Source organism: Streptomyces sp. NPDC047108 (assembly GCF_040643575.1).
Classification (GTDB): Bacteria; Actinomycetota; Actinomycetes; order Streptomycetales; family Streptomycetaceae; genus Streptomyces.
Map to the genome: position 1 here is coordinate 112956 of NZ_JBEYUP010000002.1, position 22908 is coordinate 135863.

A 22908-nucleotide genomic window follows, 5' to 3' on the forward strand; every position below is an offset into this window, starting at 1 on the left:
GTACGAGCCTCCGGACCGGCGGCATGTCAGTCGTCCCGGCGGCGCGCCCTGAACAGCCGGAGCGCGGCCGGCGCAGCGGCGCAGACCGCCGTCGCCCCCAGCAGCACCAGCCAGTTGCGGGGGTAGTCCAGGGGCAGGGCGGTGGGGTTCGAGGTCCGGCCCGGCCGCAGGAGCGGCGGCAGGGCGACGACGGTCAGACTGCCGCCGACCACCAGCGCGCCGCGCAGCGGACCGCGGAACACGTCGAGCCTTCGGCGGCCCACCGATTCCCCGGTCGTCACAGCGCCCTGCGCCCCGGTCGGCAGGGTCTCCGGCCCCCGCCTCCTGGTGGCCCGGACGAGCAGCCACCCCACGCCCAGCACCACCGGCGCGATCACGGCGTCGTGCAACGCCACCGCCCCGCCCAGCCACACCACCACGTCCTCCGGGTTCCGGATCCGTCCCTCCACGAACAGCAGCCACGCCCCGACCCCCATCAGGCCCAGCCCCGCCGCGCACAGCAGTCCGCGCAGCGCCCGCATCACAGCACCTCCAGCCGCGTGACCCACTTGGTCTGGAGCACCCCGGGCCGGTTGGGCGCGATGATGCGTGCGGGGTAGCCGTGGTCGGGGGACAGTTCCTCGCCGTGCAGCCGCAGCGCCAGGAGCGTCAGCGGATCGCGGGCGTGGGTGCGGCCCATCTCCATGACGCGGTACGCGCCCCGCCGCTCCATCGACGTCACCCGTATCCGTGCGGACGGTGGCGCCGCGGTCCGTTCGAGCAGATCCCGCACGCGCACGCCGGACCACTCCGCCGACGCGCTCCACCCCTCGACGCACGCGATGGGCAGCGTCACCCGGGCCTGCTCCATCGCCGCCAGCTCGTCCAGCGTGAGGGTGTACGGCAGCGGCCCCGTGACCGTCAGCCGCCACCGCTCGCGCACTTCCGCGCGCGGGCCGATCCCGGCCGCCGCGGCCGTGCGGTTGACCGGCAGGCCCTGCGGCCCGTGGCCGGGGTGGCGCGGGGCGAGCAGGTCCAGGTGCCGGAGCGGGGTGACGGACTGACCCGCCGTCACGACCGTCACCGCGCCGACGGCAGCGCCCACGGCGGCCAGCAGCGAGCGGCGGTCCGGTCCGTCCTCCGCGGGGAGGGCGAGGGTTCCGGACGACCGGCGGCCCCAGTGCGCCGCGATCTCGGGAGCCTTGACGGCCAGGTGCAGCAGCAGCGAACCCATCAGCAGCCAGCCCACGGCGTAGTGCACGGGCACGAAGGAGAACGGCCACGGATACCACTGCGCGATGTTCAGCAGTCCGGTGAACAGCTCGAAGAGCGCCGACGCGACGAGCACCGCCACCGACAGCCGCTCCAGCGCATGGCGTACGGAGCGCACCGCCGGGCGGACGAACAGCCGCGGGTAGACCGCCCACAGCTTCGTCAGGAGCAGCGGGACGGCGGCGATGCCTGACGCGACATGCAGTCCCTGGCTGACGCGGTAGCCCCATACCGGACGGGACGGCAGCCCGTTCGCCGGCCAGGCCGGGGGGTGTTGCAGCACATGGCTGACGAGCCCGGTCACGAAGCACACGGCGACCGCGGCGGCGAGGAGCCGGCCGGTGACCGTCGCCGTTCGGGCGTCGTGCAGCGCGCCCGAGAAGACGGGCAGGGACGGGCGTCGTGGAAGGCGGGGCGTCATGGCCCCCATCAGACCTCGGTTCCGGGGGCGTTCGGGCGGTCCGGATCCTTACGAAACACGGACGTCGGGGGCGCGACCGGCCCGTCCGCGCGGTCGCGGTGCCACGCTGAGCCAGGTGATCAGCCGCGTCGACGGACCCGCGAAAGCCGCCCCCGTCCCCCTCCCCTCCACCCGGTCACCGGCCTTCAGGACGGCGCTCGCCACCGCGCTGCTCGCCGCCCTCGTCGCCGTCCTGGCGCTGACCGTCCGCAGCGACACCTTCCACACCGCCCCGGCCACATCGACCGCCTGGTACACCGCGGCCTGGGTGCTGTTCGCCGCGGCCGTGCTGTCCCTGCGCGCGGTGGGCGGGCGCAGGGCGGCGGTCCTGGTGGCGGCCGGTGGCGTGGCCGTCGCGGCGACGGGGCTGCTCGCCCCGCCGCGTACGAGCACCGACGCGTACCGCTACGCCTGGGACGGCCGGGTGCAGGCCGCGGGCATCTCCCCGTACGACCACGCTCCCGCCGATCCGGCCCTGGTGCCGCTGCGGGACGGCTGGCTGTTCCCGACCGGCGCGGCGTGCGACGGCCCGGACCTGGCCCGCGTGCCCGCCCCGCCGGGCGAGGTGCGCTGCACGCGCCTCAACCGCCCGGCCGCGCACACGATCTATCCGCCGGTGGCGGAGGGGTACTTCCGTCTCGTCCACGCGGTGTCACCGCCGGACGGGCGGCTGGCGCCCCTGCAGACCGGCGGCGCGCTGCTGTCCTCGGCGACGACCGCCGTGCTGCTCGTCGTCCTCCGGCGGCGGGGGCACGGCCCGCACGGGGCGGCGTACTGGGCGTGGTGTCCCGCCGTCCCGATCGAGGCGGTGAACAACGCGCACGCCGACGTCCTCGGGGTGCTGCTGGCCGTCGCGGGACTCGGGGCAGCGACGTTCGCGCGGCGGCGCCCACCGGCCGCGGGGGGCAGGCCCGGAGAGGGCCCCACCGGACGGGCAGTTCCGGCCGTACGGACGCTCCTCCACCGGCCCCTTCTCACCGGCATCCTGCTGGGCGCGGCCACGGCCGTGAAACTGCTGCCCGCCGTACTCCTCCCCGGCGCCCTCTCCGGTGTGCTCGCCCGGGGAGCCGCGACACCCCGGACGCGGCTGCGGACCGCGGCCGCCGTCGTGCTCCCCGCGGCGGCCGTCGTGGCCCTCGCCTACCTTCCCTACGTGCTCGCGTCGCGTGCCTCGGTCCTCGGCTATCTCGGGGGCTACGCGGCCGAGGAGGGGTACGACGACGCATCGTCCCGGAACCGTTTCGCGCTCCTGCGGCTCGTCCTCCCCGACGCGTGGGCCCATGGCGCCGCCGCCGCCGTCCTCCTGGCGGTGGTCCTCCGGGTGCTGCGTCGCGGCGACCCGGCGCGCCCGTGGCGGGGCGCCCTGGTCGTGACGGGTACGGTCTTCCTCGTGCTGACGCCCGGGTACTCCTGGTACGCACTGCTGGTGGTGGCCCTCGTCGCCCTGGACGGCCGGTGGGAGTGGCTGGGCGTCGCGGTGGCCGGTGCGGCTTCCTATGTGGCGGGCAGGCTGGTCGCGGGGGACGACGCGATCGGCCCCTGCGCGTACGCGGTGGCCGCGGCGGCCGTCCTGACGGGACAGGTCCTGCGCTCCCGGGGCCGTTCGCGCCGTCAACCCGCAAGTGACGGCGGCGCGGTGAGCGTCAACCCGCAAGTGACGGCGGTCCAAGAAGCGTCAACCGGCAAGTGACGGTGCCACGCCCCGCCCGGACGTGACAACTGCGCCCCGCCCGGACGTGACAGCTGCCCGCCCCTCCCGGACGCGACCGCCGCTCAGCCCTCCTCGGGCTCCGGGGTGTAGACGGCGAACATGCCGCCCTGCGGGTCGAAGAGACCGGCGACCCGTCCCGTCCCGGGGATGTCCATGGCCGGATACCCCACGCGCCCGCCCAGTTGCAGGGCCGTGTTGACCGCCGCGTCGACGTTGAGCACCGCGAAGTAGAGCGTCCAGTGCGGGGGCAGATGGGCCGGGTGGTTCGCGTCCGTTTCCACCATGCCGCCGAAGTTGATCCCGCCCGCGCCCCAGTGGACGTACTCCTCACCCTCGGTGCTCCAGCCGAAGACCGACGGATAGAAGGCCTTCGCCGCCTCCGGGTCGCGGGTGGCCAGCTCCACCCAGCACAGCGCCCCCGCCTCGTTCAGCCGCGCGGCTCCCCTGAACGTACGGGCCTGCCACAGCGAGAAGACGGCTCCCGCGGGGTCGGTGGCGACCGCGAAGCGTCCCATGTCGAACACCTCGCCCGGGTCCACCAGGACCGAGCCGCCCGCCTTCCGGATGTCGGCGACCGTCTCGTCGGCGTCGGCCACGGCGACCGCCATCGTCCAGCCGGTCGGCTGCTCCTCCCCCTGGAGCGGGCTCAGTCCGGCGACGGGGTCGTCGTCGAGGAGCAGCATCGTGTAACCACCGGCCTCGGGGCGCGGGTCGGGCTCGGCGCGCCAGCCGAGGAGACCGCCGTAGAAGGCCGCGGCCCCTTCGGGATCGGAGGTGGCCAGCTCAGCCCAGCAGGGGGCGCCGAGCACGGGCTCGCTGATCTTCACGGGGGTCTCCTCACGCGCGGAGGCGGTCGCTGCTGCCGACGTTCTCATGCGGAGCGTGACCGCGCAGGGGGAAGTGAAACCCCTTGCCGCGCCCCGTCCCGAGGCCCGTCCCACCAGGCCTCTCCGTGCGGCTGCCGCCGTCTACGCCTCCGGGTCCGGCTCCCCGTCCTGCCCGGTCTCCGGCTCCTCGCGGTCCGGTCCTGCGCCTTTCTCCTGCCGGTCCCGCCCCTCGCCGTTCGTCTCCCGGTCCGGCCCCTGCGCGCGGACACGGTGGACGTGGTCGAGGGAGTCGCGGAGGTCCGTCAGCCAGGTGTCGGTGTTGCGCTGCACCAGCCGTACGCACCAGGCCAGGGCGTCGCTGCGACTCCTGGCCACGCCGCCCGCGATCAGGGTGTCGAGGACCTGCCGCTCCGGCTGCCGGAGCCTGGTCATGACCGGTGCCGCGACGTTGGTGTACAGGCCCCGGCGGCCGCCGCACTCCACGCCCCACGACACCTTGCGGCCGTAGCGGTGCTCGGCTTCCCGGGCCACCGTCATGCGGTCCTCGCGGGTCCGCTCGCGGAACTCCGCGATCCGCCCGTCGAGCGCCGCCTCCCGTTCTGCTTCCGGCGCGTCCGCGGGCAGATCCGGCTCCGGGATGCGGCCGATGACGGTGATCTCCTCGCGGTCCGCTGTCACGTCCAGCAGCTCGACGAAGAGTCCGTCCGGCAGCCGCCCCGCGAACCAGCCGCGCAGCGCGTCTCTCTGCTCTGCCGTAATCATGTAATCGAGATTACGCCGTCGGCACCTGCCAGACCAGAGTCGTCCCGCCGCCGGGACGGTCCGCCAGCTCCAGCTTTCCGCCGAGCTGCTGGGCCCGCTCCGTCAGATTGCGCAGCCCGCTGCGGGGCGCGTCGGCCGGGATGCCCACGCCGTCGTCGCTGACGGTGAGCGTGAGGTACGAGGCGCCGGCCTCGATCGCGACCTCCACATGGCGGGCGTTCGCGTGCCGGGCCGTGTTCGTGAGCGCCTCCCAGAGCACCGCGATCACATGGTCGGCGACCTCGCGGGGCACCTGCGTGTCCAGCAGCCCCTCCATGCGCAGGCTCGGCGCGAAGCCCAGGACGGGGACGACCTCGCCGACGGCGCGCACGGCGCGCGCCCGGAGGTTCTGGCCGGAGCCGGTCTCCCGCGACCGCAGACCGAAGATGGTCGTCCGGATGATCTTGATCGTCTCGTCCAGGTCGCCCACCGCGCGCAGCACCCGCTCCGACGCCTCCGGGTGCCGGATGATGCGCTCCGCGCTCTGCAGCGTCATGCCGGTCGAGAACAGCCGCTGGATGGCCAGGTCGTGCAGGTCGCGCGCGATACGGTCGCGGTCCTCCAGGATCGCGATCTGCTCGGCGTCGGTCCTGCGGTCGGCGAGCTCCATGGCCACCGCCGCCTGACCGGCGAAGCCCAGCAGCGGCTCGATCTCCTCCTCCTGGAACTCCGCTCCGTCGGCGGCGCGCACCAGCATCACCACACCGCGCATCTCGTCGCCCGTCCCGATGGGGACGGCGACCGCGGGGCCGAGCCCCGGGAACCGCTCCGGCGCATGCTGGATCCGGGGATCCTTCAGGACGTCGTCACTGGTCACCGGCTTGCCGGTGGAGAGCGCCTCGCCCCGGAGGGTCCCCTCTATCGGCAGGACCAGCCCGCGGTGCGCCTCGGCGTGATCACCGATCGCCAGCTCCACGGCCATGGTTCCGGTGTCCGCCACCGGGACGGCCACCACCGCCAGCGCCGCGCCCGTGATCTCCTTCGCCTGATCGGCGATCAGCCCGATCACCTCGTCGCGCGCCCGGCCGGACAGCAGACTGCTGGTGATCTTCCCGCTGGCCCGCACCCAGCGCTCGCGGCGCGTGGCCTCCTCGTACAGCCGCGCGTTGTCGATCGCCACGCCCGCGGCGACGGCCAGGGTGGAGAGCACGGCCTCGTCCTCGGCGTCGAACTCGACACCGCCGCGCTTCTCGGTCAGATAGAGGTTGCCGAAGACGTGGTCCCGCACCCGGATCGGGACACCGAGGAAGGTCCTCATCGGCGGGTGGTTGTCCGGGAAGCCGTACGAGGACGAGTGGTCGGCGATGCTGGACAGCCGCAGCGGCTCCGGATGGTCGATCAGCTCGCCGAGGATGCCGTGCCCCGAGGGGAAGGGGCCGATGGCGGCGATGTCGTCGTCCGTCACCCCGACCGTCAGGAACTTGGACAGCTTGCTCCCGTCGGGGCCGATCACGCCCAGCGCGCCGTACTTGGCGTCGACCAGCACCGCCGCCGCCTCGGCGATCCGGCGCAGCGCCTGCTCCAGATCCAGTTCGCGGCCGACCGACAGCACGGCCTCCAGCAACCGGTGCACCCGGTCGCGCGTGCCCCGTGCCATCTCCAGACGGGTCTGCACCTCGTCCAGCAGCTCGTCGAGCTTGAGCTGCGGCAGCTTGTCGCGGTCCTCGCCGGAGCGCCCGCGCGTGCCCAGGGGGTCTCCCGTGCCCGGGGGACCGCCCGCACCGGAACGTGCGCCCCCCGAGTGCGGCGCCCTGCCGCGCTCTTCCCCTTCGTGCCCGTCATGGGCACCCCGACCAGCACCGGCCACAGCAAGTCTCCTCCGGACGAGAACGCCCTCCGGACGCGGACCGACCATCCACCTCACCGCCATTCTCACGCGCCCGGCGGCACACGGCCTGTGGAGCGGGTCCTGCCCGGTCCCCGCAAGGGTCGGAGCCGGTCCCGCAGGACCGGCGAGCCCGCGGGCAGCCAGGGCAGGACGGGGCCGCACCCCCGGTGGGTCCCGCCCGCGATCCCCCGTCCCCGGACCCCCTTCCGATCCCCTTCCGATCCCGCCTGGCGACGCGGCAGCAGGTGGCGCACGCTGTTCACGTGAGCACGAAGGTCTTCCTGCTCGACGACCACGAGGTCGTACGCCGCGGGGTGCGCGACCTCCTCGAATACGAGGAGGACATCTCGGTGATCGGCGAGGCGGGCACCGCCGAGCAGGCACTCGTCCGGATCCCCGCGCTGCGCCCCGACGTCGCGATCCTGGACGTACGGCTGCCGGACGGTGACGGGGTCGCCGTCTGCCGTGAGCTGCGCTCGCGCATGCCGGAGCTGTCCTGCCTGATGCTGACCTCGTTCGACGACGAGGAGGCGCTGCTGGACGCGATCATGGCCGGTGCCTCGGGCTATGTGCTCAAGCAGATCCAGGGGTCGGACCTGGTCACCGCGGTCCGAACGGTCGCGTCCGGCCAGTCCATGCTCGACCCGAGCACCACGACGCGGGTGATGGCCCGGTTGCGCGGCGAGGACGTGGACGACGAGTCCGACGAGAGCGCGATGCCGCGTCTGACCGAGCGGGAACGGGAGATCCTCGTACTGATCGGGGACGGGCTGACGAACCGGGAGATCGGTCTGCGGCTCCATCTCGCGGAGAAGACGGTCAAGAACCACGTCTCACGGCTGCTGGCCAAGCTGGGGGTGGAGCGGCGCATCCAGGCGGCGGTCATCGCCACGCAGGCGCAGGACCGCCGGGAGTCGCAGGAGCGGGAACTCCATGAGCGGGGGCACGACCAGCCGCAACGGCACGACTAGCACCGGGTCGGCGAGCGACTGGCGCGACTGGCACCGGACCGGCGGCCGGATGGCACCGGACCGGCGGCCGGATGGCACCGGACCGGCGAGCGACTGGCACCGGGTCGGCGGCCGGATGGCACCGGGTCGGCAGGCGGACGCACCCACGACCCAGCGGACGTACCCACGCCCCACGCGGGGCGGACGCGCAGAGGTCGACTACGCCGCCGTGGCGACGGCGGCCTCGACGGAGTCGTGCAGATTGAAGTAGCCCGTCAGGTGCGCCAGGCGCAGCACCCGGGACACCGCGGGGTCACGGATCACGATCGACAGGCGCCCGTTGCGCTCGGTCGCACGGCGCCGCGCGCGGACCAGCATCGCCAGCCCGCTGGCGTCGAGGAAGCTCACCTCGCGCATGTCCAGCACGATGTGCGGCTGGTGGCCCCCGGTCAGGACATCGAGGTAGTCGGAGATTCCCGGGATGTTGAGGATGTCGAGCTCACCGCGCAGCTCCACCACGGACTGCCGGCCCACGACCCGCTGCCCCATGAACTCCCCATGCCCGTCCAGGCTCTTGTCCTCAAGCATGGCCATCACCGCATTCATTGCTGCTCAATTCCTTCTGTCTCTCAGGTTCGATCTCTCACTTGTGCGGAATGACCGCTACCGGGCACCGCGCGTGGTGGATCACCGCGTGGGCCACCGGTCCGAGGTGGGTTCCGTGGCCCGGGTTCTGCGCCCGGCGGCCGATGACGAGCAGGCCCGCGCGGGCCGCCGCCTCGACGAGGTGGTGCCCGGCCCGCCCGCAGACCGGGGCCTCCCCGACGTCGATGTCGGGGAACTTGCTGCGCCACGGCCTGAGGGCTTCGGTGAGCGCCTCGCGCTCCTCGTCCTCCTGCCGGGGCGTGGTGTCGTGTCCGGGGCCCGACGCGTAACGGTGCACGGGCGGGACCTCCCAGGCGTAGGCGACCCGCAGAGGCGCCTGCCGACGGTCGGCGGCCTCGAAGGCGAAGGCGATCACGTCGTCCGACGGCCGGTGCAGATCCAGCCCGAGGACGACTTCCCGGCCCGACGTGGGTGACCGTTCCGGCTCGCTCTGGCCCTGCTCGCCGGGGCGGACGAGCACCACGGGGCGCGTCGCCTCGGCCAGCGTCTCGAGACCGGTCGAGCCGAGCAGGAACCCGACGATGCCGCCGAGGCCACGGGAGCCGAGCACGAGGAGCGCGGCATCGGCCGAGGCGGCGAGCAGCGCGGCGACCGGGGTACCGGACGCCAGCTCGGTGGTGACGGCCAGCTCGGGGTGGAGGCTCTTGATCCGTTCCTCCGCCTCGTGCAGGAGGCGCGTCGCCCAGTCCCGCTGCGTGTCGTTGGACGGGGCGAGGGCTCCGGGGTGAACCTTCCACTCCCACGCCTGCACGAGGCGGAGCGACGTGTTGCGCAGCAGCGCTTCCTGGGCGGCCCAGTCAGCGGCGGCAAGGCTCTCCAGAGAGCCGTCCACACCCACCGCGATGGTTCCGTCCCGCACGTCCGGCCTCCTTTTCTGCCCTTGCTCCATCCAGACTCCCGGCGCGGCCCCCTCGCGGGCAGGGGGCGCCCGGCCCTCTCCTGGACCCGACCGGCCCCACCCCCGCGCCGGGCCCCGATCCGGGCACCCAGGGACCTTCGGCCCTCCCGGCAGGGCCCGGTCAGCCCTGGTGCCGGCGCGATCGGACATGGGGACGCTGGTGTCGTACGGGCAGTGGGCCGCCCGGCAGGGCACGGACGACCCGGCACGGACGCTCCCGGCCGGGTGGCGATCGTGAGTCCGGGACGGGCACGCGCAGTGGGCCGCCCCCGAGGCGTGCCACACACCGGAAGGGAGCGCGACATGACCGGCGTGATCACCAGGGGCGGGGTACTCGCCGCTCTGCCGGCGGACCACCTGGACGAGCTCATGGCGCTCGCGCGCGAGGTCTCGTTCCCGGCGGGCACCCGCATCATCGAGGAAGGCAGCAGGGCGGACCGCTTCTGGGTGATCCGCTCCGGAAGCGTCGCCCTCGACATCCACGTCCCCGGGCGCCGTCCGGCGATGGTGGAGGAGATCGGCGCGGGCGAACTGCTGGGCTGGTCCTGGCTGTTGCCGCCGCGCCACTGGCACCTGGGGGCCGAGGCCCAAGGCCTGGTCTGGGTCTACGAGTTCGACGGCGGCGCGGTGCGCGGGCTCTGCCGGAAGGAACCGGTGCTCGGCATGGCGCTGGCCATCGAGGTCGCGGACGCCATCGCCCAGCGCCTGATGGCGTCGCGTACGCGGCTGCTGGATCTGTACGGCCCGAACGGCAGCGGACCGGCGTGGTGACGAGGGGCTGGCGTTCGCGGGGCTGAGGACGGGCGTACGGCTGAGGGCGGGCGCACGGCTGATGGCGTGCGTGCGGCTGATGGCGTGCGTGCGGCTGATGGCGTGCGTGCGGCTGATGGCGTGCGTGCGAGGGGGCCGTCCCCGCGCACCCTCGACTGCGCGGGCAGGACACGACACCGTCGCCGCCCCGCCTCGTAATCGACGAACCGTCAGCGGTACCCAACTCCCGTACTGCACAGTCGAGTTCACCGATCCCTTCGGTATGACCGTTCATGGCGCGCGGGGTGCGGGCACCCGCCGCAACGAAAGTCCATCAACTTTCAACAACCCATAGCGTACACACGGAATCCCGGCTACCTTCACACTTCCAACACATCAGGGGGGATCTCCGTGGCACACCCGAACATGCCCAACCAGCCGTACCCGCCCATGCCTCAGGGGCCGATGCCGCAGCCGCCCGCACCGCAGCGCAGTTGGTTCGCCCGGCACAAAGTGCTGACCGTCTTCGGCGGGATCTTCGCCCTCTCCCTCGCCATCGGCGTCGCCAACGGCGGCGGGGACGAAGGCTCCAAGGGCACCCAGGGCAGCGACACCCGGGCCACCGCCCCCAAGGAGAACGTCGAGCCGAAGCAGGCCGCGGCGGAACAGGCCGAGGACGCGGAGGCCGAGGACGCGCAGGCCGAGAAGCCGGCGGTGAGGGAGAAGAGCCAGGCGGACCAGTTCAAGGACTTCGTGGCGAAGAGCGGCACGCCCACCGAGAAGGCGGCGGTCCGGCACATCACCAAGATCCAGGGCGCGGAGGAGCAGAACGACATCCTCGACTCCGCGGAGGTCTACACCGACTTCACCGGCGGCCTGATGGGCCCGCACCAGAACGAGGGCAAGCTGATCGCCTCCGCCTTCGCCGACTGGAAGGACTCGGAGAACGGGCTCGTCACGGTCTACGACCAGGACGGCGAGATCCTCTCCAACGGGCAGTTCTGATCATCCGCGTCCGCCGGTGACGGTCCGCCGGTGGCCGCCGCCCCTCCTCGCACCGAGGCCCGGCCCCTGTGGCGCCCCCAGCGCCCCAGGGGCCTCTCGCGTCCCAGGGGCTTCTCGCGCCCCAGTTCGCCGAGGCATGACAAGACAGCCGACCCATCCGTGCATAACGTTGAAAAGCGAACCTGCCCACGGAGCGCCGCACGGAGCACCGCGCCACTGCCGGAGGGGGTCGGTCATGAGGGTGAGCCTGAAAGACGTAGCCGAGCGCGCGGGCGTCTCGATCAAGACCGTCTCGAACGTCGTGAACAACTACCAGCACATCACCCCCGCCATGCGCGCCCGCGTCCAGCACGCGATCGACGAACTCGGCTACCGGCCCAATCTGACCGCCCGCCACCTGCGCAAGGGGCGCACCGGCATCATCGCGCTCGCCCTCCCCGAACTCGCCAATCCCTACTACGCGGAACTGGCCGGAGCCGTCATCGACGTCGCGGCCGAGCACGACTACACGGTGCTGATCGATGTCACGGGCGGCCGCCGCCGGCAGGAGGCCCAGGTCGGACAGGGGTTCCGCGCGCGGGTGACGGACGGGATCATCCTCAGCCCGCTCGAACTGCGCCCCGAGGACCTGCGCAACCGCGACGACGACGCACCGCTCGTCCTGCTCGGCGAGCGCGGTGACGGTGTCCCGTACGACGCGGTCGCCATCGACAACGTCGCGGCGGCGCGCACCGCCGTACGCCACCTCACGGGCCTCGGCCGCCGCCGCGTCGCGTTCCTCGGCGGCCGCACGGACGACACCGCGCACCCCGCCCACCTCCGGCTGCGCGGCTGGCGCGAAGTCCTCGCCACGCAGGGCGTGGAGGCCCCGGACCACCTGATCGCACCGACGAACGGCTGGGACCGCGCGGACGGTGCCGAGGCGATGACCCGCCTGCTCGACACGGACGAACCGCCCGACGCCGTCTTCGCGTACAACGACCTGCTCGCGATCGGGGCGCTGCGGGTGCTGTCGCAGCGCGGGGTCCGGGTGCCGGAGGACATGGCGGTGATGGGCTTCGACGACATAGCGGAGAGCCGCTTCGGGGCGATCACGCTGACGACGATCGCCCCTGACAAGCGGGCCATCGCCCGCTTGGCGATCGAGTCGATCCTCACCCGCCTCCAGGACCCGGACCGCGGCCCGGATTCCCTCCGCAGGGGCGAACTCCGCCCGGAATACCGGCTGATGGAGCGGGAGAGCACGCTGGGGCGCGGATGAAGCAGCAGGCCCACGGCCTCGCCCCCCGCACGCGGGCTACGAGACGCATTCCCGATCTCGGCTGCGTCAGGCAAACAGCAGGGACGCCTTCTCTCGGACACACACCTCGAGAACAGAAACAAGGCTGCGAGCCTTGTCAACACAACCAGGAGACACCGCAGAAGCACCCAGCCCCTCCCAATGCGCGACAATATCCCGAAGTCGGGGGAGCATCGCGCGGCATTCACGGTAAGCGATCTCCCCCTCATTGTCAGGGTGGTCAAGAAACGGCAGGAGCGGCGAGCGCACCTCCCCCCAAGAACCACTCCCACCAAATCCTTGCATCCGATCAAGCGGAATACCCTCTTCCGACGCAATCAGGCGCCGAAAGTCGGCAAACTCGGTGTACGCCCAAGAGACATCGGGGCTATTGATGTCGTCATCGTCGGGCATGAGCATGATTCCCACGTCCCACCTCCCGCTTTCACTTACCTATCACCTTGTACGCAATCCCCTTCTTATCCAGCCATGCGGACACACTCGCAGGTATGGAATTCTCCGATATTACCGCGAACTCCGCACCGCCTTCATTCGCTATTCGACGCGCGTCACCTACATTCCCCCTAAATTTCTCCATCACCTTCGGCCTATTCATCGCAGTATGCCAGAACCTCCCCGATTTGGCTTCATACCAGGTTTCAGCCTGGGCGCCTTCCTGTACGTACGCCCCGTCAAATTCCCGCCCCCCGGACTTAAAACTTCCACGCCCTCCGAGTTTCCCCACAAGGAAATCCTCGTAAGCGGCTCCACCCTCTTGCGCAGCTCGACCGCTACCAGAAGCCCCGGCTTCGTCGGCTTCGCGAAATGCCCGGCCGAGCTTGTCTGCACCACTACTTCCCAGCGCATATCCACCCGCGGCGATGGTGCCACCCACTGCTATTTGAGGCCCTCCGGCGACACACAACACGCCGGTTCCGCATTCCACCACACCCGCTGCGGCAAGTAGAAGCCCCCCTCCGCCCATCAGGGCTCCCCCAGCGCCTTCGATGAGCCCTGTCCAGAAGTCCACATTTGCGATCAAGCTGCTGACGTAGTTCCCGGAATAGGTCTCGTTATCCTGCGGCCCCTTTCTCGCGCAATACGTCGTAATCCCCGCGCCCGAACAAGTCAGCGAAGAGCCGTTGCTCCTCGATGTATGTCCAGTGCTCGAGGTCGCCGCGGTGCCGTATCTGATTGCCGCCGAAGCGTTTTGAGTCAGCCTTGGCTTCTTCGACGGTATGTGGCCCGGCGTCGTGTTCTCGTAGTTGGGGCCAGGGCGGGTCGGGCAGTCGATGTCCGCGCACAGGCCCGTCGGGTCCGCGCTCGTCACCGGGTTGTTGCTCGCGTACGAGTAGCCGTTGAGGCTCTGCGGAGCCTCGACGGACAGCACAGGGTCGACGCTGATGAACTGCCCGGTCGACGGGTCGTATTCGCGCGCCCCGATGTGGGTGAGTCCCGTCGAGGTGTCCGCCGGTTTGCCGAGGAAGCCCTTGTCGTCCGGCCAGCCCGTGGCCTGAGGGCCGCGTGGGGCGCCGAACGGGGTCGTGTAGCGCTTCGTCACGGCGTACGTCGTCGCGTCGAGCGCGACGCTCGACGTCCCGTGGTGGTCCGCGGCGAGGAACTTGAGCTTGGAACCCGACGTACCGGCCGTGGCCGTGCGCACGGCGATGGTCCGGCCGTTGGCCGTGTAGTAGCGGCTGGCCGACAGGGTCTTGGCCGATCCCTTGACCGTGAGCCGTACTTCCATCTCGCCCAGGTAGAGCACCGTGTCGCCGTCGCCCTTCGCGCGGCGGATCAGCAACTCGCCGTCGGCGTCGTACAGGTAGCTCGTCTCCGTCGTCCCCTCGGTGGTCTTGGCGAGCTTGCCCTCGGCGTTCCAGGTCAGGGTCTGACCGCTCTTGGGTCCGGGCCGCGTGCGGGTGTTGCCGGTCTTGTCGACGGTGTAGTCGGCGGTCTTGGAACCCGTGACGGTCTTGGTCAGCGCGTGCGGCTGACCGGTGGGTGTGCCGTAGGTGTAGGTCGAGGTGGTGTTCCCCGAACCGGCGTGGGTCGTCTCCGTCTTGCGCTGACCGGCATCGTTGTACGTGTACGACGACCAGTACGGGGCCTGTCCGTCGATGTTCCCGGTTGTCCGGCCCGAGGCCGCGCAGTCCGCGGTCTTCGGCGTCCACGACTCGGTCAGCCGTCGATGACCGTCGTACGTGAAGCACTGGTAGTCCGGCTTGCTGGTGCCGCCCTGGGTGGCGGCGTCGAAGATCGAGGTCACGTTGCCGGCGTCGTCCTGGCTGAACTTCAGTTCCTGCGGCATGTAGCCGTGCACGTCGTCGGTGACGAAGAAGCGCTTGGGACGCCGTGTGCCCGGCTCGTACTCGTAGTTGAGGTAGGCCTTCTTCGCCGAGCTGGTGCCGCTGATGCCCAGGGTGAGCTGGTTGAGGTCGCCCTGCGGGGAGTACGCGGCACCCTGGAGATAGCCGCCCGCACCTTGAGAACTGATCTGCTGACCGGTCCCGTTGTATCGGTACCCGATCATCTCCGAAGGCAGACCGCCGGCGGCCGGTGTCCCGGACTGCCGGATCTTCCCGTCGCTGCGGTAACCGGTGATGAAGGAGAGGGTCTTCGCCACGCCCGCCGTCACCAAAGGATCGGTGTCGGGCAGGAGAAGCTGGCTGGTCATGACCTGGTACATCGGGCTGTAGAGGGTGACCTTCTGCGTGTACGCCTTGCCCGACACACCCCCGTCGTAGCGCACAGCGGTGTCCTGCTGTCCCTTGGCCAGGGTGTCGAAGGTCCAGGCGGCCAGCTTCTTGGAGTCGGTCTTGCTGCCCTCCCACAGGCCGGTCTTGCGGCCGAGGGAGTCGTACTCGTACAGGAGCGCCCTGGATTCTGCGTCGGTGGTGCTCGCGACCTGGTCGAGGCTCGTGTAGGCCGTGGTCGTGGTGCCGCTGTCGGGGTCCGTGGACGTCACCATGCGACCGAACAGGTCGTAGGAGTAGGACCACTTGGCCTGGTCGGGCCCGGTGACGGTCTTCTGCTGGCCGCCCGGGGTGTAGGTCAACGCCGTGGTGGTGAACCCGGTGCCCTCCGGCTTCGGACCGGCGTATTCGCGCCGCTCGGTCGTCTGGCCCAGTGCGTTCGTCACGACGGCCGTGGCCTGACCACCGGCCGGTGCCGAAGCGGTCACCGTGTCGCCGCTGTAGGTGCTCTCCGTCGTCCACCGGGTGACGTTGTAGTTCTTGGTCACCTGCTTGACGGCGCGGCCCGCGCCGTCGTACGTGGTGTCGGTCTGGACGGGCGCCTGGCCGCCTTCGGTCTCCACCGGTGTGCCGTTGGGCTGCGAGGTGTTGTCCCAGATGTCGCCCTGCGCGCTGACGGCGAGCCCGCGGTCGTCGTAGAGCGTGAGGGACACCAGACGTCCGCCCACCGGCGTCGGACTCTGCACCTGGCGGCTGCGTAGCAGGGAGTCGTAGAACTCGTACGTGGTGTTGTAGTTGATGCCTTCGCCCTGCAAGGCCCCGGTGGCGACCCAGGACATGCCCGAGCGTGTGACCTTGTAGTCGTAGACGTAGTTGGGGCTCTGGTCCAGAACCTTGACGCGGTTGGGGAGCCACTGCTTGGTGACGCGGCCGAGGCTGTCGTACTCGGTCTCGGTGATCTTTTTGTTCGGGTCGACGACCTTGGTGGTGGAACCGGTGGCGTAGTCCACCGTGGTCGTCGTCTTGTGCTGCTTGGCGTTCTCGGTCGTGGTCGCGGTCAGCGGGCCCGCCACCGCGGGGGTGTACGTCGTCGTGGCGGTGGTGACGTCGTCGGTGTCCTTCACCGTCAGGGGACGGCCCAGCGCGTCGTACGTGGTGGTCGTGGTCTTCTGCCACGCCGGGACGTTGTCGCTGCCGTAGCTCTTCGCACGGCCCGTCCAGGCGGGCTCGCCCTGTGTCGGCTTCTGGGACGCGGACCAGGCGGTGGCCGTGGTGTCGTCGTAGACCGTGGCGGTGTCGGAGATGACGTCGCCGGGCCGCGTGGAGTCGGCGGGCAGATCCAGATCCGCGTCCGTGGTCGAGCACGTGGCCGCGACCTTGCGGGCACGCGAGGCAAGGGAGTTGATGCCGCGTGCGTCGTTGCGGGCGTACCAGGTGCGGGTGCAGGTCTCGTCGCCGCTGACCGCGTCGTCACCCCGGTCCTCGACGGTCTCAGCCATGCCGTGGTCGTCGTAGGTGGTCACCGTCGTCCGGACGCGGTCCCGCGGGGTGATGCCGCTGGTGACGTTGGTCCGGGCATGCGTGGCCTGGGTGCGCACGTAGTACGCCTCGGTGTCCGCGTACGACTTGTGCTGCGTGGCGGTCCGCTTCGACCACGGGTCGCTGACGGTGCCCTCGACCTCGGTGGCACCGTTGTAGGTCACCGTCTCGCGGGTGAACCCGGCGTACGGGTCGGAGTCGGTGATCTCGCCGGCCCTGATGCCCGTGACCTTCACGGACTTGCGCTTGTCAGGGTCCGGTGTCTTCCCGTCAGGACCGAGGACGCGGTCGCCGTTCATGCCGCGCAGGTGGACCGTCACGGTCTTGAGCTGGTCGCTGTCGCTGTCACCGGTGAGATGGGTGACCCGGCCGAAGCCGCGCCAGATCGACCAGGTGCGCTCCTTCGCGGGCGTCATCGGGTCGTCGTTGTAGTGCCAGGCACCGCCGCCGGAGTAGCTGTACGTGTGCTGGACGGCTTCGGAGCCACCGTGCGGATCGGTCGTGGACACGGAGGTGACCGGGTACTGCTGGAACCAGTCGAGCTGGAGGTCACTGGCGCCGTTCGGCGACCAGTACACCGGGTAGCAGCGGCGCGTGTTCTCGTCCGCCTTCGGCATCGTCTGCCCGGCCACGCAGTCGGCGGGCGCATAGCTGACGATCGTCTGCGCTCCGGCCTCCGAAGTGACGGTCTTCAGGCGCGGCTTGTCGAGCGAGAGGATGTCGTCGGTGGCCCCGTCGACGCGGTTCGGCAGGAAGACGTGCGTGAACGTGACCGGGTCGAGGGCGAGATCGGAGCCGCGCTTTCCGGTGTGCCGGATCTCGTCCAGCCACAGGGACTGATCGGAGGAGTCACCCGTGTCACCGGGGTCCAGATAGAGCTGCCTGAACGACCACTGGTCAACGGCCGCGTAGCCCGGCGTGGAGGCGGCCGCGTCCCACGCGTGGGTCGTGACGCCGGTGAGCCGCTTGCGGGTGAAGAAGGACGGGCCGACGTTGCCGGTGCACTTGTCGCCGTCCTTGCACACCGAGTCGAACGGCACGTCGGGCCAGTTGTCGCGGGTGTCCTCGGTGAGGGAGTCGCAGCCTGTGCCGGAGGCGAGACAGCGTTCGGCGTAGGAGAAGGTGACCTTGTCGGAGGCGGACGGCGCGGCCGAGAACAGGGCGCCGGCCCGCTGGCCGTAGCGGATCTCCTTCAGGTACCCGCCGCGGATGTAGCCGGTTCCGGTGTTGTCGTCCCCGAGCTTGTCGTAGTTGTTCTCCTCCGCTTCGTACCAGTAGGTCATCGCGTTGCCGTGGGTGTCCTCGACGTAGTCGAGGTTCCAGCGCCAGGCCTGCTTCCTGTCCCTGCCGGAGAAGGTGGACCCGTCCGCGTAGCCCGGCTCCCCTTCGTCGTCGCCGAAGACGGGGACGGTCCAGACGGATTCGGTACGGTCGTCGGCTCCGGCCCCGTCGAGCTTGTTCCGGCCGAAGACGTACCGGGTTCCCTCGCCGGTGACGACGGTCCAGTACTCGCCGTTGTCGTCACCGTTCTCGGCGCCGGTGGAGCGCGTGACCGTGGAAGCGTCGTCGTTCTTCAGACGCCACTGACCGGTGGTGTCGTCCTTGACGAGTTCACTGGCCTTGCCGTTGAGGACGAGTGAGGCGTTGTCGTACTTCCAGCACTGGTCGAACTTGTCGTCGTGGCCGTCGTCCTCGCAGGAGCCGTACTTGCGCTCGATGTAGGACGAGGTGATGTCGAAGCCCTCGCCGACCGCCGTGCCCTGGTTGTTGGTGGAGGCGGTACGGCCGTCCACGCTGCCCGAGTCGTAGGAGATCGCCAGGTCGGGTGCGGGCCCAGCAGCCGCGGGCGGAGTCCGCAGCGGGTAGGACCAGGTGAACGTGCCGGACGAACCTCCGGCTTCCCAGGTGGAGGACGCCGCGAGCGGGGTGGCCTTGTAGTCGCCGGCACCGGACTCGGTACCGGCGGCCAGGGCCAGGACGACCCTCTGCCCGCCGGAGGCGGCCCGTCGGAGCTGCGTCCTCTGCCCCGCCTGCTCACGGGCGCCCTCGGCCGTGGCCGACTGCTCTGCGGTGAAGGCGAGTTGGGCCCGCAGTCGTTCGGCCGCCCTGTCGTTGGTGAACGTGAGCGGCTCGCGCTTGCGGCATCGCGGCTTCTCCGGCGTCGTCAGCGCGCAGGAGGGCAACCGGACGATCTGCAGGCGGCCCGCCCAGTCACCGCCGTAGGCGGAGGCGAACGCCGAGTAGTCCACGCTGAGCCCGGCCCCGCCACCGTTCTTCGGGCCGGTCGCCGTCAGCACGACTCCCTTGACGCCGAGTTCGGCGGCCTCCTTCCGGCCGAGCACATCGACCGTGACCGCGGAAGCCCGTCCTCGGCGCTTCTCCCCCTTGCGGTTTTCCGGTGCGGAGACGGCCACCGGCAGGGTTCCGGCCCGTGCCTTCGTCTCACCGGACCTGGGCGGGGCCAGCACCGCAGTCCCGCTCCGTGGCCAGGTGACCTCACGGCGCTGAACCGCTCGCGCGCGCCGCGCGGCCGTACGGTCCGCCTCGGCGGACCTGGCAACGGCAGCGGCGTTCTTCCGGTTCACCTGTGCGGTGAACGGGGACACCTTCGTGGCACGAGGAGCCCTCAGCTCCGGCTTGCCCAACGGGTCCGCCTCGGCGGCGAAGGCCACCGGCGTGAGCAGTCCCGGCACCATGGCAAGGCCGACGACCGCGGCGATCCGTCGCTGCCATGCCCGTCTGCGTCGCGTGCCCGTCCGGGACCTGCCGGACGTGAACGGGTTCATCACGTGTCTCCTCGTGTGCTGCCGCCCGTACCGGGGCGACCGGCCACTGCTGTTGGTCTGCAAGAAGAAGCGGAGTCGGGAGCCGCGGCGGCTACGCCGACGGCTGTGCGATACGGACGGCGACTTGTTCCTCGGTCATCGCGCCGGTCCACACGCGCACCTTTGCCAGGTCGCCCGGCAGGTAGTGGCCCAGGGTGCCGCCGTCCTGCCCGCGGCCGACCGAGAGCGACCCGCCGCCCTGTTGCGGCGCCGCCAGTCCTGGATCTCCGTCACCGCGCTGGAGGAACGGCCCCACGTGCAACTCCGCGACGCCGTACCGCTGGTGGCCCTCGGTGTCGGTGAAGTCCCTACCGGCGTCGAACACACCGGTCACGTCGACCCAGGTGTCCCACTCGTGATCGCCGATCACGGCGTCGGCCTGCGCGACGGCCGTGTCGAGCACCGAACCACCGGCGTCGAGGGCTGTCCGTCCGAAGACCCAGCGGTAGTCGCCGTCGCCGTCACCGTCGGTGTCGGGCGTCTTGGCCACCCAGAGGGCCCAGGACGACTCCTTGCCCCCCGGTGCCGCCTGCGCGGCCACCAGCCCCTTGTACCCGACCGGTTTGGAGGCCAGGAGAGCCTTGGAGAGGCGTACGCGCGCGGACACCGTGAAGGAACCGGTCTCGTCCACCACCGGGCCGTTCGCCGACGCATGGCCCGACGAACCGTTCAGTACCAGCGCGGTGGCGTCCGCCCCGGTCAGCGATGCTCCCGTGGCTGACAGCGTCAACCCGCCGCGGTGATACGGGAAGGAGGTCGCCGCCGGGTCGTCGGGATCCTCGGGGCTCTCCGCGACCTGGGTGCCCTGGGAGATGCTCGCGTCCCAGTGCGCCACCAACTCGTTTGTCGGATCACCGCCCTTGTCGAGCCGGTTCTCCTCGCGGATCTGCTGCTCGGTCCGCGCGTCCTGCCAGAGCGCGACCTCGTCGACCCGGCCGAGGAAGTACTCGCCGTACGCCCCGCCGACCTTGGACCGGCCGATCATGAGGTTGCGGTCGGCGGTCCACGGCACGTAAGTGGGCGCGGCACCGGCCAGGACTACGGGGGTGCCCTGCGGGCGCCCGTTGACGTACAACTGGATCGTGTCGTTCGCCTTGTCGGTGTCCCCCTTGGTGTCGAAGACACCCGTCAGGTGGGTCCACACGTTCAGTGGCGGATTCGCCGTGTCGGCGGACGACCGGATGTAGGTGGGGTCGGCCTTGTCCTGGTCGGTCCTGTTGAAGACCCACTTCCTGGACGAGGACGAGTAGTAGAGGGTGAACGCCGATCCAAGCTCGCCCGGCGCGGACAGCACCACCCGGTTCGCCGAGGCATCCGTCAGGTAGGCCCATGCGGAGACCGTGAACGAATCCTGTGTGTTCACCGCCGGACCGTCCGTGGACGCGTAGCCGACCCGGCGGGCGGGATCGGTCAGGTTGTCGTTCAGCCGCAGTGAGTAGTCCCCCGCACCGCGGCGTGCCAGGGTCGACCACCCCGTTCCGTCCTGGTCGCGCAGCACGGCGTCGTGGCGTGTGCCGACCTCACCGGTGTCCTTGGCCACGGTCGCTCCCGAGCCCGGCGCACCGTCGTCGAAGCGCCATCGCCCGGTCGGCCCGGGTTCGACACCCACCTTGAAGGAGAACTCGGCGGGCGGCCCCCAGCGCACCCGTCCCTCCTTGTCCAGCTTCAGATCGCTGGCCTCGACGGACAGCGTCTGCGTACCGGACAACCCCGGGGTGACGTCCTTGACCTGCACCGGCGCGTTCGTGGTCGCCGCTTTGACCTGCGTGGTCGCGGAGGCTTCGGTGGTCAGGAGCCGCCACCGGTACGCCTTCACGTCAGCGTCGGCCGCGTTGGGCGTGAACGTGAACGTGCCGGGGCGTCCCGGCTCTCCCTGCGCCGCGCAGTCGTCGGCCGTGCACAGGGTGTACGGGCCGTCGGAGGCAATCGACGGCTTCTTGGGCGCAGTCGAGTCGATCCGTAGATAACACCAGGACGAGGAGGGCGAGAAGAGGTCGCCCGACGTGCCGTTGTAGCTCCAGTGCGACTGGGTCCTGGCCCGGAACCGGTAGAGACCGCCATCGGCTCGCTTGTCGGTCGTCGCCTTCTCCAGCGTTCCGTCCGGGTCCCATCCGCTGTCCGGCTTGTAGTCGCTCCAGACCTGCGACCACGTACCGGACGTGGTGTCCGTGCTGCTGCGCTGCATCACGAACTCGGCCTGCAGGGAGCCCTCTTCCTCCCCCTCGTGCGCCTCGACCTTGGTCTGCACGCTCGCCTGTACGGTCGGTGTGTCCACCGTCACCGTCAGCGGGTCGGAGGACGGGCGGCACTGGGCCTTGGTGCCCGTACCGGGGATCGCGCCGACCGAGCCAGGGACGCCGGGCTTGTGGACGTACCGGACCTTCAACTCGGCGTTGGAGTCGAAGCGCTTCCACGCCCGCGGCTGGCTCTCGTCCTTGGCGCGCAGCATCAGGGTCAGCCGGGAGATCCTTCCGTCCGCGAGGGAGCGCACGGTGGAGGCCAGATTCTCGTCGGGCTCGTCCGGGTTGTCGTTGAACTCCACCCACTGGTTGGGCTGTTCGGGGTGGCACAGATCGCCGCGCCCCGCCGAGACGTAGCGGTCCCCCATCTGGTCGAGCTGCTTCGGGCCCGGCCAGCGGGTCCCCTCCGAGATGTTGTCGGTTCGCTCCAGGTCCACCCAGTACGGAGTGCAGTTGAAGGACCAGGTCTCGTACGCCCGGAACGTGGCGTCCAGGACATGCTTACCGGCCAGCTTCGACGCGCCGAACTCGAAGTACATGCGGTCCCGGTAGCCGGAGCCGCACGCGTAGCCGTCCGCGGTTCCGCAGAGGCCGACTCCCTTGGGCTCGTCGAACTTCCAGAACTTGTCGCCGTCCGAGGACAGCTTCGTCCACTCCGACGCGCCCAGACCCACCGACGGATCGATGAACACGGGATAGACCGTCCGGCTGCCCCGCAGGACGTCCAGGTCGGGCTCCACCGATACAGCGCCGCCCCCGACCGTGACCGGAAGCTCCGCGGTGGCGTCGCCCTCGCCGGGCTGCGCCGGGTCGCCCTCGGGTGCCTGTTCCTCTCGCGGCTCGTCGGACTCGCGCGTGGCGGCCCGGCCCAGCTGGGCACTCGGTCCGGCCGCGTCGCCCGCGGAGTCCCACATCTGCCCGGACGGCCCCCGGAACACGGCGTTGCCGTCGGCGTCGACCGCTCGCAGCCCGCCGCCGGCTCCTGGTACCACGCTCACGCCATCACCGGTGGCATTCAGCTTGATCTCTTCGAGCGCCGGATTCCCCGCCGCCTGGGCCGTCTTCACGACCAGGACCTCGCGGTACCCCTCGGCCGTCGCCGTCAGCCGCAGGTCCACTCCGTCGATGACGTTCGCGTACGTCGCCGTCGGCCCGTCGAGGACGGGAGCGGGGAGGGAGCCGGGC

General features: G+C 70.9%; 15 protein-coding genes. 5 read left to right on the top strand and 10 right to left on the bottom strand.

The annotated features are described in order from the left end of the window. Positions 1 to 26: 26 nt before the first annotated feature. Positions 27 to 521, bottom strand: a complete 495-nt coding sequence (locus tag ABZ822_RS05695; RefSeq protein ID WP_360847392.1) for a hypothetical protein — start codon at positions 519 to 521, stop codon at positions 27 to 29. Next, positions 521 to 1672 (bottom strand): molybdopterin-dependent oxidoreductase, encoded by a 1152-nt coding sequence (locus tag ABZ822_RS05700; protein ID WP_360847395.1) that lies wholly within the window; start codon positions 1670 to 1672, stop codon positions 521 to 523. Before ABZ822_RS05700 ends, ABZ822_RS05695 begins: the two co-directional genes overlap by 1 nt. A 208-nt stretch (positions 1673 to 1880) precedes the next feature. Between ABZ822_RS05700 and ABZ822_RS05705 the strand changes: the two genes are divergently transcribed. Beyond that, positions 1881 to 3401, top strand: coding sequence for a glycosyltransferase 87 family protein (locus ABZ822_RS05705; RefSeq protein WP_360848772.1), 1521 nt, complete (start codon positions 1881 to 1883; stop codon positions 3399 to 3401). 83 nt (positions 3402 to 3484) lie between these two features. Here ABZ822_RS05705 and ABZ822_RS05710 read toward each other — a convergent pair whose 3' ends face one another. The 3 genes from ABZ822_RS05710 to ABZ822_RS05720 form a co-directional block, all read right to left on the bottom strand. Further along, on the bottom strand, positions 3485 to 4249 hold the full coding sequence (locus ABZ822_RS05710) for a VOC family protein (RefSeq protein ID WP_360847398.1): 765 nt from the start codon (positions 4247 to 4249) through the stop codon (positions 3485 to 3487). Positions 4250 to 4390: 141 nt separating this feature from the next. Beyond that, the gene (locus ABZ822_RS05715) at positions 4391 to 5011 is read right to left on the bottom strand and encodes a hypothetical protein (RefSeq protein WP_360847401.1); all 621 of its coding nucleotides are present in this window, start codon (positions 5009 to 5011) and stop codon (positions 4391 to 4393) included. A gap of 10 nt (positions 5012 to 5021) precedes the next feature. After that, a complete protein-coding gene (locus ABZ822_RS05720) occupies positions 5022 to 6740 on the bottom strand; it encodes a GAF domain-containing sensor histidine kinase (protein ID WP_360848775.1) in 1719 nt (572 codons plus the stop codon). A 401-nt stretch (positions 6741 to 7141) separates the two neighbouring features. Here ABZ822_RS05720 and ABZ822_RS05725 point away from each other — a divergent pair, with 401 nt between their 5' ends. Then, entirely contained in the window at positions 7142 to 7849 is a 708-nt protein-coding gene (locus tag ABZ822_RS05725; RefSeq protein ID WP_360847404.1) for a response regulator transcription factor, read from the top strand. Positions 7850 to 8047: 198 nt separating this feature from the next. Here the strand turns inward: ABZ822_RS05725 and ABZ822_RS05730 are convergent, their stop codons facing one another. Both ABZ822_RS05730 and ABZ822_RS05735 read right to left on the bottom strand, forming a co-directional pair. Further along, positions 8048 to 8422: an STAS domain-containing protein gene (locus tag ABZ822_RS05730; protein WP_360847407.1), complete on the bottom strand. Its 375-nt coding sequence runs from the start codon at positions 8420 to 8422 to the stop codon at positions 8048 to 8050. A 49-nt stretch (positions 8423 to 8471) separates the two neighbouring features. Then, positions 8472 to 9353 (bottom strand): universal stress protein, encoded by an 882-nt coding sequence (locus ABZ822_RS05735; RefSeq protein ID WP_360847410.1) that lies wholly within the window; start codon positions 9351 to 9353, stop codon positions 8472 to 8474. 342 nt (positions 9354 to 9695) lie between these two features. Between ABZ822_RS05735 and ABZ822_RS05740 the strand changes: the two genes are divergently transcribed. The 3 genes from ABZ822_RS05740 to ABZ822_RS05750 all read left to right on the top strand — a co-directional run bounded on the left by ABZ822_RS05740 (position 9696) and on the right by ABZ822_RS05750 (position 12408). Then, on the top strand, positions 9696 to 10163 hold the full coding sequence (locus ABZ822_RS05740) for a cyclic nucleotide-binding domain-containing protein (protein WP_360847413.1): 468 nt from the start codon (positions 9696 to 9698) through the stop codon (positions 10161 to 10163). Positions 10164 to 10553: 390 nt separating this feature from the next. Continuing rightward, entirely contained in the window at positions 10554 to 11147 is a 594-nt protein-coding gene (locus ABZ822_RS05745) for a hypothetical protein (RefSeq protein ID WP_360847415.1), read from the top strand. A 235-nt stretch (positions 11148 to 11382) separates the two neighbouring features. Further along, a complete protein-coding gene (locus ABZ822_RS05750; protein ID WP_360847419.1) occupies positions 11383 to 12408 on the top strand; it encodes a LacI family DNA-binding transcriptional regulator in 1026 nt (341 codons plus the stop codon). 66 nt (positions 12409 to 12474) lie between these two features. Here the strand turns inward: ABZ822_RS05750 and ABZ822_RS05755 are convergent, their stop codons facing one another. From ABZ822_RS05755 to ABZ822_RS05765, 3 genes are all read right to left on the bottom strand, one after another. Next, positions 12475 to 12855, bottom strand: coding sequence for a hypothetical protein (locus ABZ822_RS05755; RefSeq protein ID WP_360847422.1), 381 nt, complete (start codon positions 12853 to 12855; stop codon positions 12475 to 12477). A gap of 16 nt (positions 12856 to 12871) precedes the next feature. Then, positions 12872 to 19444, bottom strand: coding sequence for an RHS repeat-associated core domain-containing protein (locus tag ABZ822_RS05760; protein ID WP_360847425.1), 6573 nt, complete (start codon positions 19442 to 19444; stop codon positions 12872 to 12874). A 91-nt stretch (positions 19445 to 19535) separates the two neighbouring features. Continuing rightward, on the bottom strand, positions 19536 to 22262 hold the full coding sequence (locus ABZ822_RS05765; RefSeq protein ID WP_360848778.1) for a LamG domain-containing protein: 2727 nt from the start codon (positions 22260 to 22262) through the stop codon (positions 19536 to 19538). Positions 22263 to 22908: the final 646 nt, after the last annotated feature.

Bases quoted from the DNA above. Each gene is read 5' to 3' on its own strand.
- ABZ822_RS05700 (WP_360847395.1), bottom strand. From the start codon at position 1,672: ATGACGCCCCGCCTTCCACGACGCCCGTCCCTGCCCGTCTTCTCGGGC.
- ABZ822_RS05765 (WP_360848778.1), bottom strand. From the start codon at position 22,262: ATGTACTTCGAGTTCGGCGCGTCGAAGCTGGCCGGTAAGCATGTCCTG.
- ABZ822_RS05740 (WP_360847413.1), top strand. From the start codon at position 9,696: ATGACCGGCGTGATCACCAGGGGCGGGGTACTCGCCGCTCTGCCGGCG.
- ABZ822_RS05715 (WP_360847401.1), bottom strand. From the start codon at position 5,011: ATGATTACGGCAGAGCAGAGAGACGCGCTGCGCGGCTGGTTCGCGGGG.
- ABZ822_RS05695 (WP_360847392.1), bottom strand. From the start codon at position 521: ATGCGGGCGCTGCGCGGACTGCTGTGCGCGGCGGGGCTGGGCCTGATG.
- ABZ822_RS05760 (WP_360847425.1), bottom strand. From the start codon at position 19,444: ATGAACCCGTTCACGTCCGGCAGGTCCCGGACGGGCACGCGACGCAGA.
- ABZ822_RS05750 (WP_360847419.1), top strand. From the start codon at position 11,383: ATGAGGGTGAGCCTGAAAGACGTAGCCGAGCGCGCGGGCGTCTCGATC.
- ABZ822_RS05730 (WP_360847407.1), bottom strand. From the start codon at position 8,422: ATGGCCATGCTTGAGGACAAGAGCCTGGACGGGCATGGGGAGTTCATG.